The sequence below is a fragment of the Pyxidicoccus sp. M6 genome (genome assembly GCF_055568925.1).
The window spans coordinates 12,875,219-12,887,406 of sequence record NZ_CM145714.1 but is presented as its reverse complement, the minus strand read 5'-3'; the positions used below and the strand labels follow the sequence as shown (position 1 = coordinate 12,887,406).

The 12,188-nt window shown below is 68.7% G+C and carries 9 protein-coding genes; 5 read left to right on the top strand and 4 right to left on the bottom strand.

All coding sequences use genetic code 11. The features are described from left to right. Window positions 1-48: 48 nt before the first annotated feature. The 3 genes from ACVTJA_RS50925 to ACVTJA_RS50915 form a co-directional block, all read right to left on the bottom strand. Window positions 49-1,467, bottom strand: a complete 1,419-nt coding sequence (locus tag ACVTJA_RS50925; protein ID WP_465831984.1) for an IgA Peptidase M64 — start codon at window positions 1,465-1,467, stop codon at window positions 49-51. Window positions 1,468-1,572: 105 nt separating this feature from the next. Beyond that, window positions 1,573-3,096 carry a PEGA domain-containing protein gene (locus tag ACVTJA_RS50920; protein ID WP_465831983.1) on the bottom strand — a complete coding sequence of 508 codons (1,524 nt, stop codon included), beginning with the start codon at window positions 3,094-3,096 and terminating at the stop codon, window positions 1,573-1,575. Between the two features lie 96 nt (window positions 3,097-3,192). Next, the gene (locus tag ACVTJA_RS50915) at window positions 3,193-4,968 is read right to left on the bottom strand and encodes an Ig-like domain-containing protein (RefSeq protein WP_465831981.1); all 1,776 of its coding nucleotides are present in this window, start codon (window positions 4,966-4,968) and stop codon (window positions 3,193-3,195) included. Window positions 4,969-5,291: 323 nt separating this feature from the next. Between ACVTJA_RS50915 and ACVTJA_RS50910 the strand changes: the two genes are divergently transcribed. From ACVTJA_RS50910 to ACVTJA_RS50900, 3 genes are all read left to right on the top strand, one after another. After that, window positions 5,292-6,296, top strand: coding sequence for an SDR family NAD(P)-dependent oxidoreductase (locus ACVTJA_RS50910; RefSeq protein ID WP_465831980.1), 1,005 nt, complete (start codon window positions 5,292-5,294; stop codon window positions 6,294-6,296). Between the two features lie 85 nt (window positions 6,297-6,381). After that, window positions 6,382-7,389 (top strand): diacylglycerol/lipid kinase family protein, encoded by a 1,008-nt coding sequence (locus ACVTJA_RS50905; protein WP_465831979.1) that lies wholly within the window; start codon window positions 6,382-6,384, stop codon window positions 7,387-7,389. 80 nt (window positions 7,390-7,469) lie between these two features. Continuing rightward, window positions 7,470-8,159, top strand: a complete 690-nt coding sequence (locus ACVTJA_RS50900; RefSeq protein ID WP_465831977.1) for an NUDIX hydrolase — start codon at window positions 7,470-7,472, stop codon at window positions 8,157-8,159. A gap of 12 nt (window positions 8,160-8,171) precedes the next feature. Here ACVTJA_RS50900 and ACVTJA_RS50895 read toward each other — a convergent pair whose 3' ends face one another. Then, window positions 8,172-9,011, bottom strand: coding sequence for a hypothetical protein (locus ACVTJA_RS50895; RefSeq protein ID WP_465831975.1), 840 nt, complete (start codon window positions 9,009-9,011; stop codon window positions 8,172-8,174). Window positions 9,012-9,474: 463 nt separating this feature from the next. Between ACVTJA_RS50895 and ACVTJA_RS50890 the strand changes: the two genes are divergently transcribed. Both ACVTJA_RS50890 and ACVTJA_RS50885 read left to right on the top strand, forming a co-directional pair. Then, window positions 9,475-10,281, top strand: a complete 807-nt coding sequence (locus ACVTJA_RS50890) for a protein phosphatase 2C domain-containing protein (protein WP_465831973.1) — start codon at window positions 9,475-9,477, stop codon at window positions 10,279-10,281. A gap of 4 nt (window positions 10,282-10,285) precedes the next feature. Then, window positions 10,286-12,157 (top strand): hypothetical protein, encoded by a 1,872-nt coding sequence (locus ACVTJA_RS50885; protein ID WP_465831971.1) that lies wholly within the window; start codon window positions 10,286-10,288, stop codon window positions 12,155-12,157. Window positions 12,158-12,188: the final 31 nt, after the last annotated feature.

Sequence of the window (12,188 nt, the reverse complement as noted above, 5' to 3'; positions counted from 1 at the left end):
CCCCGTCATCACCATGTCACTTTGAGAAATGCACGAATTGGCGGGTGTTCAAGGACTGCCGCCGCGAGAGGACTTCGCCGGCCCCGCGTACAGGTCGATGACCTCGGAAATCGCGCTCTGACACACCGCACAGAACGGCACCCTGTCGCGGGTGAACATCACGCAGTCGAGCTGGGGTCGATAATACCCACGTGCCTCGTACATGGCGCCCTCGAAGGCGCCCACCTTGCCCGAGTACTTCTGGGTCGACAGGAACTTCTCCTCCCAGTCCCGCTGGGCCACGAAGAGGGCATCCATCTCCGACTCCGGCTTGCGCTGGGCACGAATCTGCCGCCGCTGCTTCTGCACGGTGTTGGAGTGGCTCTCATAGCCATCCTTGTTCCACGGCGTGGGCAGCGGCGTGGCCGGCGTCACCAGGTGCTTCCACTTGAGCTGCTCCGGGTCATGGAGCGCGGTGACGTTCTTCTCCCAGGGCTCCAGCCGCTCGTCGGCGGGCGCGTAGACGGACTCGGAGGTGTAGTACTCGTCGGCCAGGCCGGCGAAGTGGTGGCCGAACTCGTGGACGAAGACATACGGCGCCCACAAGCTGTCGGAAGCCACGGTGCCGTAGAGGCCGAAGATGCCTCCGCCGCCGTAGGTGTTGCCGTTGGCCAGGATTTCCACGAACTCGTAGGGCGCGAAGGCGGCCGCCTCACGGAAGGCCTTGTTGTCGAAGGTGAGGACGTAGCGCTCGCTGCGGAAGGCGTCATACGTGGTGCCCAGGGGCGAGCGCCGGTGGATGCCCGTGGACGGCCGGGAGATGCCGGACTGCGTGGCGGCGGGCATGAGCCCCCAGACGTTGAAGTCCGCCTTGCGCTCCTTGAAGGGCGAGAAGGTGAAGAGGATGTCCGCCATGCGACGGGCGTCCTTCTCGAACTTGGGGCGCTCGGCCTCGGTGTAGCCGTCACCGAGGATGAGCAGGTCCACCTTGTCCTCCGGCGGGCCGTTCTCCACCAGCTTCAGCAGCGGCCCCGGCGCGGGCGGCGAGGACGCGTCCACGAGCATGTCCTTCGGGTCCACCACGAGCGACCACACCTCGCGGAAGGCGTTCTGCGTGTCGCGCTTCTTGAGGAGCACCTGCACGGGCTTCTCCGGCGCGGGGAAGCGCAGGGACTCGTGGAAGGTGCGGTGCAGGTTCTTCGCCTCGGTGGTGACTTCCCACTCGCCGTAGATGGAGGCGAAGCCGCGGGAGAACAGGAGGCGGTTGGTGTCCCTGTCCCGCACCTCGAAGAGGTACTTGCCGAGGTTCGTCTCGTCGATGGCGCGCGCCGCGTGGCCGGGCCAGGGCAGTGGCTCGACGACGGCCCGGTCGAAGCTGAAGCGCTCTTCGGCGGCGTTGCCGGTGTGGAAGTAGTCGACGCGGAAGGTGCGAGGGGCCGCGGCGGAGGCGCTCGTGGCCAACAGCAGGACAAGGAGGGCACGCATCATGCGGCGCACTCTACGCGCCCGTTGGAGCCCACGCTGTTTTCCGTGCGCGGTCCCGGCTCACGGCGGTGTCCTGGTGGAGGACCAGGACACGCCGCGTCGTGAATCTCAGAACGAGCCGGACAGCATGGCCGACGCGCCCTCTCCATCCATGGAGACGCCCACGGACACTGGAGGCGGCGTCGCCGAGGAGGGCGACAGCAGGAACAGGACGGCACCCGTGGCCACCGCGGCCCCGCCACCGACGAGCAGCCCTGTGATGACATTGCCCTTCTGGGCCAGCGAGTCCCGCAGCGTCAGGGACTCCTTGTCCGTGGAGAGGATGCGGCCGTTGTTGAGCCGCTTCTCCAGCGCATCCAGGTCCTTCTGCGCCATGAGTCGCACCGCGCCCGCGCCACCCAGCGCTACTGCGCCCACGCCGAGCGCCACATAAGACGCAGTGCGCAGCCCCGAGGTCGAGCTCGGAGCCGCCGCACCCTCGCTGCCGTCCGCCAGCCGATTGGGTGCGCTGAGGTCCATGCCTCCCTGCGCGCCGCCCGACTTGTCCACGTTGCCGGGCTGCTCCCACGGCGCCTTGCCGTTGGCGTTCATCACCACGAGGTTGGACGGGGAGCGGCCGGTGGTGACGAAGTCCACCAGGGCGGAGAGGGCCTCGGCGGGAGCGTCCAGGCCCTGCGTCTTGAAGCCACCCTCGCGCAGCTTCTGGCCCCCCTCGACGTTGAGCACGGTGGCGGCGAACCACTTCGGTCCGCTGCTCGGGCGCTCCAGGCGGACGACGATGACCTCCTCCACGCCGAGCGTTCCGCCCAGGCGGACGGAGTGGCTCAGTGTCCGCTCGTCGTTGCCATCCCGGGACGCGAGGCAGGGGAAGGGGCTGGCGGAGACGGAGCCCTCATAGGCCACGTCGATGAGCAGCGGCATTTCCGTGCCCTGCACCTGGACCTGGCGCGGGAAGCTGGTGGTGGTGCCCTTCACGAGGGTGATGTCATAGGTGCCAGCGGTCACCTCCAATGTCAGAGGCGTCTGACCCATCTTGAGGCCATCCAGATACACCTCCGAGGCGGGCTGCGAGGACTTCACGGACAGCTTCACCTTGCGCGCCTTGGCCAGCTCACGGCGGAGCTTGTCGAAGCTCTGGCGGACGGACGGGGCGAACATGTCCGGGTCGAGCTCGTAGTCGGGCTGGAGGCGGAGGACGTTGCGGAAGGCGTTGTCACTCTCCTTGGCCTTGCCCAGGGCTCGGTAGTTCAGGGCCTGGAGGAGCTGGGCATCCACGAAGAGCTTCCAGCGCGGCTCGCCCACGGGGAGGCGGTTGATTTGCTGGAGGGCTTCGTTGAGAGCCTGGTCGGCCTTGCCGTTGCGGCCCTCGTAGAAGTGGTCCTGGGCGGCTTCGAGCTGGCGCTGGAGGTCTTCGAAGCTCCGGGTGGATTGCGGAAAGAGACGCTCGCCGAACTCGGTGGCGGTCAGCACGTTCTGCTCGGGGCGGGACGCGAGTGTGTCCAGGAAGGCCTTGGTCTGGCCGCCCAGCTCCGCGTCGGTACAGTCGCCGCTGGCCACCACCATGCGGCGCGGTGCCGCATATGTCAGAAGAGGGAATGCAACGACGAGAATGGCGATTACACGAGCTTGCATCGAACCAACCTTGGGATGCGATTAATATGATCTGGCGCGCGGCAGAGGACCTGTAACCTATCCAGGTCTTCTGAGGCGAGCGAGTGAGCCTGAGTGTTAGTGGTTGAAGCGACGCATCCGTATGCGGGATTCATCCCCGTCCGAGTGAAACCATGTCAGCACGAGGAGTCCTGATTGAGTGACTTGTAACGCCTTGGGGGAGATGTAGCTGCTCTCGGAGTTGGAGGCATCATCAAGGAACTGCCAAGTTGCTCCAGTCCAGCGTTGCACGTGAAGACGTCCGTTGTCTGCCCAGGCGAGGAATGGAGTGCCGCTCGAGTCGGCTTGGAGCGAATGGCTGGCCCAGGCACCTATCGGACGAACTGGGAGGAAGGTGCCCAGAGTGAGCCATTCCTCGCTACTCCAGTGCTCCGTGGCAAGAGCGTAGTTCCCGTCCCCAAGATTTGTATTCCAAGCGATTACCGGTAATCCGCTGCTGTTGAAAGTCATCGAAACACTGGCGATTTGGAGATCGGTGCCGTGGTCGCCCCAATCACCCTCCAGCCGTGTCCATGTCCCATTTATGTACTGGCCGGAAACTACCGTGTTGTATCCGCTGTGCTCTTCGAACCATGAAATAGTAGGGTTCCCATAGGGGGAGAATCTCAGTATCGGATTTGTGTAGTAGACAGTGTTGTACTGGATGTCGAAACAAGTGCCAAATGGAATCCAATTGGGAGAATGCCATTCGCTCGTGCACAGTTTGGCCGTTGTTCCACCTGCGTCCACTGCGCTCCACGTAATACTGGGGTTGCCTTGAGGGCTCGTCTGTAGACTGAGGAATGGCTCCAAGGGAAATCCATCAGGAGAGTTTGGTCCATCTCCAAGGCTTAGCCATTGATTGTCGACCCATTTCCTGATCGATTTCTTGAGGCTATTCGAGGCGGTCCGCTTGCTCCAGGCGACGATGGGAACGCCATTGCCATCAAATGTTATTTCTCTAGACGGGATGTCCCAGTCGTCCTGTGCGGTTGCCAGGCTTTGACCGAGTGTCTTCCAGTCGCCCGATTCGAATCTCCTGGCGTATATGGAGAATCCGCTGCCATTCATGACCTTCCAGAGGGCTGTCAGGCTGCCTGAGTTGTCGAAGGTGTATTGCTCGATGTGTTCGGACGCGGTGCCGACAATGGCGTTGTCAGCGCTCCCCCACGGAACCCAGTAGGGCACCAGCCACGTCCACGCTTCTCCAGGCGGTACCGCGCGATTGCCCGCGAGGTCCACCACCTGCGCCAAGAACATCAGGCTGACCAGATTCGACGGCTCATACCCCGCCCCCGGAACCACCGTCACCGTCCGCCCATCCGCGGACACCGTCACCGTCCGCGCCACCTCCACCCCACCCACGGTCAGGCGCAGGGAATCACTCGTCAGCGACGCCGCCTTCAATGGCTCGGAGAACACGGCCTGGATGGGTGCCTTCACCCAGACATCCTGCGCCCCCGGCTCCGGCGTCCTCGACACCACCGTCGGCGCCGTCCGGTCCACCACCACTTCGCGTGCCTCGCTCGGGAACGTCACATCCCCGAACACCGCCCGCGCCACCAACTCGTGCGTCCCCTCCGCCACCCCCGTCGTGTCCCACGCGTACACGTACGGCGCCTCCACCTGCGCCACCACCTCGCCGTCACTCAAGAACTCCACACGCTCCGGCGTGTGGCCCGTCACCTCCAGCCGGACCTCCAGGACTCCATTCGTGTACGCAGTCCCGTCCGGCGAGGTGATGCGCACCTCCGCCTTCGCGGGCTCGATGTCCGGCACGCTGATGCACGCCGGTGAAGACAGCAGGACGACAGCCACCCAGGGCAGCAGGAAGAAGGGTCTTGGGGAGTTCATGGCGCGAGCCCCGGTGCAGGGAGCGTTCCGTCGGCTACCCGACAGTCGAGCGCACATACCAAGCCTCCCCGCCCTCCTTCAAACCGGCCGCCCCTCCCAGAAAGCCCAGTCCTTCCAACCCCTTGTCCACACTTCCCTGGCCTTCCGTCCCCACTGGAACCCCGCCAGGGCCCACCGTGCCCCGTCCCGCCCGTGGACCCCCGTCCGCTCCGCCGCCTGCCCCCCGGGTGGGCTGGCGACGGCCGGGTGCGCCGCAACGTGCCATCCCCATCTTCGCGAGGGGATTGGGGCAGGGGCTCGGCCCGGCAAGAAAGGGGAACCCAATGAAGCGTGCTTGGAAGAACCGGGTCGTCATCATCACCGGCGCGTCCAGTGGCATCGGCCGCGCCACGGCGCTCGCGCTGGCGAAGAAGCGCGCCCACGTCGTCCTCGCCGCCCGCCGCGAGGAGCCGCTGGATGACCTCGCTCGCGAGTGCGAGTCCCACGGCGTGCGCGCCCTCGTCGTCCCCACCGACGTCTCCAACCCCTCCGCCGTGCGCCACCTCGCCGACGAGGCCATCAGCGCCTTCGGCCGCTTCGACGCGTGGATCAACAACGCCGGCGTCTACCTCATGGGCAGCCTCGAGGAGACGCCCGACGACGCCTTCCGCCAGCTCCTGGAGACCAACTTCTTCGGCACCGTCACCGGCACCCGCGTCGCCGTGACGCAGTTCCGCCGCCAGGGCTACGGCACCCTCGTCAACGTCGCCTCCACCTTCGGCACCGTCGCCGCGCCGTACGTCAGCGCCTACGTCGCCTCCAAGCACGCCGTGCGCGGCTTCTCCTCATCCGTCCGCCAGGAGTTGCTCAACACCGGCATCGACGTGTGCACCGTGCTCCCCGCCGCCATCGACACGCCGCTGTGGCAACACACCGCCAACTACACCGGCTGGCGCATCCGCCCCGTGGAGCCCGTCTACACGCCCGAGCGTGTCGCCCGCGCCATCCTCGGCGTCCTGCGCGCGCCCAGGCCCGAGGTCATGGTGGGCCCCGCCGCCCGCAGCTTCGCCGCCATGCACGGCCTCATGCCCGCCACCTTCGAGCGCACCATGCGCGGCATCACCGACCGCCACCACTTCGAGCAGGTGCGCCAGGGGCACACCTCCGGCAGCCTCTTCCGTCCCATGTCCGAGGGCACCGGGACGTCCGGTGGGTACCGCTCGGCCGGCAAGCAGTGGCTGCGCCGCCTGCTGTTGGCGGGTGGACTGGCCGCGGCCGCTGTCTCCTTCCGCCGGGGAGGGGCCGGACGAAGACTCGGAGTGCGTGTGGCCCACGCGCTCGCGAGCTGAGAAGGGTCACCTTTGCGTCACGGGCTGCCCCGGGTTGCGGTGCCGTGACCGGGCCATGACACAGCCTGGGGAGAGTCCGGCCGCCATGACCGACATCGCCGTTCTCGTCAACCTGCGCGCCCGCCGGGGCACCGAAGGAGTCGGAGGCCTCGTGGAGCGCTTCCTCCCCCGGGCGCGCGTGGCGCTCACCCGCTCCCTGGAGGAGGCGCGGAGCTGGATTTCCGACACGCTCCGCCCCAACCCTCCGAAGCTCCTGCTCGCGGGAGGAGGGGACGGCACGATTACCGGACTCCTCAATGAGCTCCGCACGGCGGGCGTCGCGCTGCCGGCCATCGGCGTGCTGCCCCTGGGCACGGGCAACGCCTGGGCCCGCGTCACCGGCGCGCCCCGGCCCGCGCTGGCGCTGAAGCAGATTGCCGCGGTGGGCGAGCGCCTGCCGCCCCTGCGCCCCTTCGCCCTGGTGCGCGTGGAGGGCAAGGTCGCCCCCTTCGCCGGCACCGGCTGGGACGCGGAGATGATTCAGGACTTCAAGAACCAGCTCACCATGGCCGGGCCGCTGAAGAGCCAGCAGGCGGGCCTGCGCGGGTACCTCGGGGCCATGTTCACCCGGACCATTCCGCGCCACGTCTTCGGCGACGGCAACCCGCAGGTGTCCGTCTACAACCTCGGAGACACCGCGCTCACCGTGGACGCGCGCGGCGCGGTGCAGCCGGTGTCGCATGGGGAGAAGGGCGCGCTGCTGTACCGCGGGCCGGCGGGCGTCGCGGGCGCGGCCACCACGCCCGAGTGGGGCTTCGGCTTCAAGGCCTTCCCCTTCGCGCAGGCCGTGCCGCACCGGCTGTCCGTGCGCGTGTACGGCGGCTCGGTGCTGGAGGCCACGCGCAACATGTTCCGCCTCTGGCGCGGCGAGCACCCCATCCCCCACATGCACGACTGGTTCGTCCAGCGCCTGCGCATGGACTTCGACCGCGAGGTGCCCTTCCAGATGGGCGGCGACGTCATCGGCATGCGCAAGTCATTGGAGTTCGACCTGGCCGAGGAGAGCGTCCAGCTCGTCGACTGGCGCCAGCTGTCGCGCATGGTACGGGTGTAATCGAATCGCCGGCCTCCGAATTGACTCGGGTGTGTGCGCTGGACACGATGGTGCCTCCAGCGCCCCCTGAACGGAGAGCCGTGAGCCACACCTACGAGTATCCCAGGCCCGCATTGACGGTGGACTGCGTCGTCTTCGGCCAGGACGAGGAGGACCTGAAGGTGCTCCTCATCCGCCGGGGCGTGGAGCCCTTCGCGGGACGCTGGGCGCTGCCCGGCGGCTTCGTGCGCATGGACGAGGCGCTCGACGATGCCGCGCGCCGCGAGCTGGAGGAGGAGTCCGGCGTCCGCCCCGCGCACATGGAGCAGCTCTACACCTTCGGCGCTCCGGACAGGGACCCACGCGGGCGCGTCGTCACGGTGGCGTACTTCGCGCTGGTGAAGCTCACGGACCACCGGCCTCACGCGGCCACGGACGCTCGCGAGGCGGCGTGGTTCTCCGTCTGGGACACGCCGAAGCTGGCCTTCGACCATGCGGACATCCTGGCCACCGCGCTGCAGCGGCTGAAGGGCAAGGTCCGCTACCAGCCCATCGGCTTCGAGTTGCTGCCGCCCAAGTTCACCCTGACGCAGCTCCAGCGGCTGTACGAAATCATCCTGGAGCGGCCGCTCGACAAGCGGAACTTCCGCAAGAAGATTCTCGCCATGGACCTGCTGGAGGAACTGGACGAGGTGGAGCAGGACGTCTCCCACCGCGCCGCGCGCCTCTACCGGTTCGACCACAAGAAATACAAACAACTGGAGAAGGCGGGCTTCAACTTCGAGCTGTGAGGCTTTGACGCTTCAGGCGGGCGCATTCACGACCACCCACGCGTCCTCGGCGGGGACGTACGTCTCGTGCGAGGGCGCCGGCGTGCCTGTCTTTGCGTCGAGCGGGTCGCTTTCCCAGACCTTCACCGTGAAGCCGGGCAGCCGCACGCGCCGCGCGGGCCCGTGGAGGGGAAGCTCCACCTCGTCCGCGCCCTCGGCCATGCGCGCGGCGGCCTCGATGCCGGCCTGGGTGATGTCGTCCTCGAGGAGGTTCTGCCTGCCCTTGTAGGAGTGGGCGAGCAGGAGCGAGGCCTCCGTCACCACACCGCCGCTCAGGGCTCGGAGCACGCGGTCCGCCCAGCGGGCGCGCTGGAGCTCGGACCAGGTCTCCTGTGACAGCCAGCCCGGCGCGCTCGGAGTCTCGTCCTCGCGCACCGCTTCCCGCCGGTGGACCCAGGACTGGAACGGCGCGGTGCCTCCCACGCGGTGGACCCAGAGCGTGTCCGAGTGCCGCGTGTAGCCCGCCAGCCAGTACGCCTGGCCATGGCTCTCCAGGAAGTGGCGCGTCTGTGCATCCAGGGACGTCAACCTCGCGAGCTGGTCGAGCGCCAGGGCCTTGAGCTCGCGCGTGTCGGGCGAGAACTCGGCGTCCTGCTCCGCCATCTCCCAGAGATAGACTTCGAACTCCGAGCGCTCTTCCTCGGGGAGCCGGAGGTCGGCCTGCTTCCGCAGCTCGGTTGGAAGCTCGCGAGCGTCGACCAGGGCCACGTCGTTCTTCCACTCCACCAGGGGCTGGGCTTCGGGGAACCCCGCGTCGGGGCCGGTGAGCACGTGCACCGTGCCGCCGAAGGACAGGCTGCTCGGAGAACGCACGCCGATGACTCCCGGCACGGCGAGGCGGTTTTCGGCAAGACGGAAGGGACGGATGGCGGGCTCCTCTCGATGAGCTCCCCTCATTCTACGCGAGCACGTCTCGAGCGCAGGAGCCACCGTGGTGACAACGCGTGGTTCAACCCATGCCTTTCGTGAGTATCTGGTCATCCTCGGCGGGAAATTCCGATTGGGCAGTGCCACGGAGCCAACGGCGGCCCTGTCCCCAGGTGCGAGCGGGCCCGATTGATTTGACATGGTGTCGTGTGGACACTATGTTAGTGTCGTAGAAACACGAACCTGGAACGGGGCACCGCCCGCCGCGCCACGAGAGGAGAGGCGCGCCCGGCGGCGCCCGCTTCCAGGGACGTGAGGAGGCCGCCGTCCGTGGGGAGGCCACGGGCGAGGTGCGACCGCCCTGAGTGTCGTCCCGCTGTCCGTGCCCGAAGAGGGCCACGGGAGAGTCATGTCCGCGCTGCCCTTCGACATCGCCGCCGCCTCGGTTCAGGGCCGGGAGCACGCCCGGGCGGGGCGCAACAACCAGGACGCGCTGTGCATCCGCGCCAGCGAGCACGGGCTGGTGGCCGTCGTCGCGGACGGGTGTGGCAGCCAGCCGTGTAGCGAGCTGGGCGCGCAGCTCGGCGTCCGCAGGTTGGTGCAGGCGGCGCAGCAGCGGCTCGAGGAGGGCGAGCGCGTGGACTCGGCCTCCTTCCTCCCCGGCCTGCGCGAGGACGTGCTGTGCCTCCTCGGCGAGCTCCGTGGCGAGCTGGGCCGCGACGTGCTCGCGGACTTCCTCTTCACCGTGGTGGGCGCGGTGGTGACGCCCTCGAAGACGCTCATCTTCTCCGCGGGGGACGGGGTGTGGGCGCTCAACGGCGAGGTGCATCCGCTCGGGCCCTTTCCGGGGAACGCGCCGCCGTACCTCGCCTATGCGCTGGTGAGCGGTGACGACGTGCCGCTGTCCACGCAGGCGCTGGTGCCCACCGAGGACGTGCACGCGCTGCTGCTGGGAACGGACGGTGTGGCGGACCTGGCGCGGCTCGCCTCGGCGCGAGTCCCCGAGAAGGACGAGCCCGTGGGCCCGCTGTCGCAGCTCTGGACGGACGACCGGTACTTCGCGAACCCGGATGCGCTGCGGCGCCGGCTCGCGCTGCTCAACCGCGAGTCGGTGCGCGCGGACTTCGACGCTCGCCGCGTGGTGCGCACGCCGGGGCTGCTGGCGGATGACACGACGGTGGTGGTGCTGCGCCGCCGCATCCTGGGGAGGGCGTGACGCCATGGACGTCTGGCTGGAGGGGAAGAAGGTACGGGTGAGTCCGGCGAGCGCGCTGGGCAAGGGCGGCGAGGCGGACGTGTTCGACCTCGGAGACGGCCGCGCCCTCAAGCTGTTCAAGCCGCCCGAGCACCCCGACTACACGGGGCTGCCCGCGGAGCAGGCCGCCGCGCGCGCCCGGCTGGACGAGCACCAGCGCAAGCTGCGCGCCTTCCCGGCCGGACTGCCCGGGCGCGTGGTGACGCCGCAGGCGCTCGCCACGGACAAGAAGGGGCAGACGGTGCTGGGCTATGCGATGCGCAAGCTCGACGCCGTGGAGCCGCTACGTCGCTTCGGCGAGCCGTCGTTCCGCCGCGCCGGTGCCACGTCCGCGCGCGTGGTGGAGGTGCTGCGCGGGCTGCACCGCACGCTCGACGCCGTGCACGCGTCGGGTGTGGTGGTGGGGGACTTCAACGACCTCAATGTGCTCGTCGCCGGCGCGACGGATGCGTACTTCATCGACGCGGACAGCTTCCAGTTCGGCGCGTTCCTCTGCCCCGTCTTCACGGAGCGCTTCCTCGACCCGCTGCGCGTGGGGAACAGCGGCGGCCTGCTGCCCACGAAGCCCGCGTCGACGGAGAGCGACTGGTACGCCTTCGCGGTGACGGTGATGCAGGGCCTGTTGTGCGTGGGCCCGCATGGCGGCGTGCACCGGCCGAAGACGCCGGGGATGCGCACGACGCCCGCGAGCCGCGTGCTCCAGCGCGTCACCGTGTTCCATCCGGAGGTGCAGTACCCGAAGCCCGCGCTTCCGCTGTCCACGCTGCCGGACGACGTGCTGCACCACCTGCACCGCGTCTTCGTGGAGGACCTGCGCGGCGCCTTCCCGCTGCCGCTGCTGGAGGGACTGCGCTTCAGCACGTGCGGCTCGTGCGGCGTGGAGCATGCGCGCGGCGCGTGCCCCACGTGCCAGCCGAACGCCACGGCCACGGTGACGCCGGTGACGTCGGCGCGCGGACAGGTGACGTCGACGCGGCTGTTCCGCACGCGCGGGGGGCTCGTACACGCGAGCGCGGAGGACGGAGTGCTGCGCTGGCTGTACCACGCGGAAGGGGCATACCGGCGCGAGGACGGGCGCGTCGTGATGAGGGGGCCGCTGGACCCGTCGCTGCGGTGGGAGTTGCAGGGGGACGTGACGCTGGTGGGGCGGGGAGGAGAGGTGGCGGTGTTGGCGCCGGGGCGGGCCGTGGAGCGCATGGGGGTGGATGCTCCAGGGGGACGGCCTGCCTTCGCCGCCAACGCGCGTCACCGCTACTGGGCCGCGGGGGGCGGCCTGTGGCGGGACGGGGCGTACAGCGCCGAGCGCATTGGCGACGTGCTCGAAGGACAGACGCGCCTCTTCGTGGGGCCTCGCTTCGGGCTGGGCTTCCACCGGGCCGGCGGGCTGCGTGGAGCGTTCGTGTTCGACGCGGGGCGCTCGGGGTTGAAGGACGGGCTCTCGCTGCCGTGGCCGTCGGGACAGTTGGTGGATGCGGAGTGCGTCTTCGACGGGCCCAATGCGTGGCTGTTCCTCACGGAGGAATCGGGCGGGCGCACGTTGCACCACTGCATGGTGGTGGGCTCGGACGGGACGCTGCGAGCGGCGGCGGTGGCCGAGGCGGGTGACGGCTCGTGGCTGGGCAGCGGAGCGCGAGGCCGGTGCGCCGCGGGGGACGCGCTGTTCTGCGCGACGGACTCGGGGCTCGTCCGCGTGGAGTTGCGGCAGGGGCGCCTCGAAGCGGTGCGCGACTTTCCGGACACCGAGCCCTTCGTGGACTCGGGCAGCCAGCTCTTCCTCGTGAAGCAGGGGCTGGCGGTGGTGGGGCGGCAGGAAATCTCCGCGCTGCGGATGGCTTGATTGGATTTCAACGCGCGTGGGGCCAGGGCCT

Excerpts from the sequence above, each read along its gene's own strand:
- ACVTJA_RS50925 (WP_465831984.1), bottom strand. The coding sequence starts at position 1,467 with ATGATGCGTGCCCTCCTTGTCCTGCTGTTGGCCACGAGCGCCTCCGCC.
- ACVTJA_RS50890 (WP_465831973.1), top strand. The coding sequence starts at position 9,475 with ATGTCCGCGCTGCCCTTCGACATCGCCGCCGCCTCGGTTCAGGGCCGG.
- ACVTJA_RS50920 (WP_465831983.1), bottom strand. The coding sequence starts at position 3,096 with ATGCAAGCTCGTGTAATCGCCATTCTCGTCGTTGCATTCCCTCTTCTG.
- ACVTJA_RS50905 (WP_465831979.1), top strand. The coding sequence starts at position 6,382 with ATGACCGACATCGCCGTTCTCGTCAACCTGCGCGCCCGCCGGGGCACC.
- ACVTJA_RS50910 (WP_465831980.1), top strand. The coding sequence starts at position 5,292 with ATGAAGCGTGCTTGGAAGAACCGGGTCGTCATCATCACCGGCGCGTCC.
- ACVTJA_RS50915 (WP_465831981.1), bottom strand. The coding sequence starts at position 4,968 with ATGAACTCCCCAAGACCCTTCTTCCTGCTGCCCTGGGTGGCTGTCGTC.
- ACVTJA_RS50885 (WP_465831971.1), top strand. The coding sequence starts at position 10,286 with ATGGACGTCTGGCTGGAGGGGAAGAAGGTACGGGTGAGTCCGGCGAGC.